The sequence below is a fragment of the Nonomuraea sp. LPB2021202275-12-8 genome (assembly GCF_037044575.1).
Taxonomy (GTDB): domain Bacteria; phylum Actinomycetota; class Actinomycetes; order Streptosporangiales; family Streptosporangiaceae; genus Nonomuraea.
Genome location: NZ_JBAHWD010000126.1, coordinates 1 through 1,121, shown reverse-complemented (window position 1 = coordinate 1,121; position 1,121 = coordinate 1). Strand labels below are relative to the sequence as shown.

Annotated in this window: 1 protein-coding gene; it reads left to right on the top strand. The window is 69.9% G+C overall.

Annotated features, from left to right (window positions below; translation table 11 throughout):
- Positions 1 to 960, top strand: a 960-nt coding sequence (locus V5E28_RS49000; protein WP_336217190.1) for a transposase, incomplete at its 5' end; no start/stop codon positions are given.
- Positions 961 to 1,121: the final 161 nt, after the last annotated feature.

The following is a 1,121-nucleotide window of genomic DNA, read 5'->3' as shown; positions in this document are numbered from 1 at the left end:
ATCATCACCGCCGCCTCCGACAAGAACGGCGCAGCGGTCACGTTCAAGAAAACCTACGGATTTCACCCGCTGGCCTGCTGGTGTGCCAACACCCAAGAGTCGCTGGCGATGCTGCTGCGCCCCGGCAATGCGGGCAGCAACACCGTCGCCGACCACCTGCGGGTGCTGCGTGAGGCGCTGGCTCAGATCCCGAATTCCTGTCAGGCCAAGATCCTGGTCCGGGTGGACGGTGCGGGCGCCACCCACGATCTGCTCCTCCACCTGGAAGGGCTGAACACCGCCCGCCGCACGGTGCGGTATCTGGTCGGCTGGATGATCACCGACCTCGACGAGCAGGCCATCGCCCGGCTGCCCGCCACCGCCTGGACCGACTCCCTGCGCCAGGACGGCGACCTGCAGCCCGGCTACCACGTGGCCGAGCTCACCGGCCTCAACCAGCGCCAAGGCTGGCCGGAGAACATGCGGCTGCTGGTGCGCCGGGTCCGCCCGTCGGCCCGGCACCGCAAGAACCTCACCGCCTTCGAAACCCGGACCGGCTGGAAGTACTCGGTCATCGCCACCAACATCGGCCGCATGTGGGGCATCGCCGGCTCCCACCACCCGCAATGGCTGGACGCACTGGCCCGCGCCCACGCCGTCGTCGAAGACCGCGTCCGCGCCGACAAAGCGATGGGCCTGCGCAACCTGCCCAGCAAGGACTGGACCGTCAACTCCGGCTGGATCCTGGCCGCCAACCTCGGCCACGACCTGGACTGCTGGCTGCGCCTGCTGACCCTGCACGACCAGGATGGCCTGACCCACGCCGAACCGGACACCATGCGCTACCGGCTCTACCACCTGCCCGCCCGCCTGGCCCACCACGCCCGCCGCCGCCACCTACGCCTCGAGCGCACCTGGCCCTGGGCCCAAGCACTCGCCATGGCCTGGCAGCGCCTCACCGACCTGCCCGCTCTCACCTGAGAGCCGGACCCGACCGCCACGATCCAGAAAGGAGCCTCATCCGGGCCCGTGGAACCCGCGCCCCCGCAGCGTCATGCGACGGCCCGCCCCAACCGCACCGGGGACATTACGGGCAAACCGCGGCGCCACTCACACAGCACAGCCCACTGAAGAATCGAGGC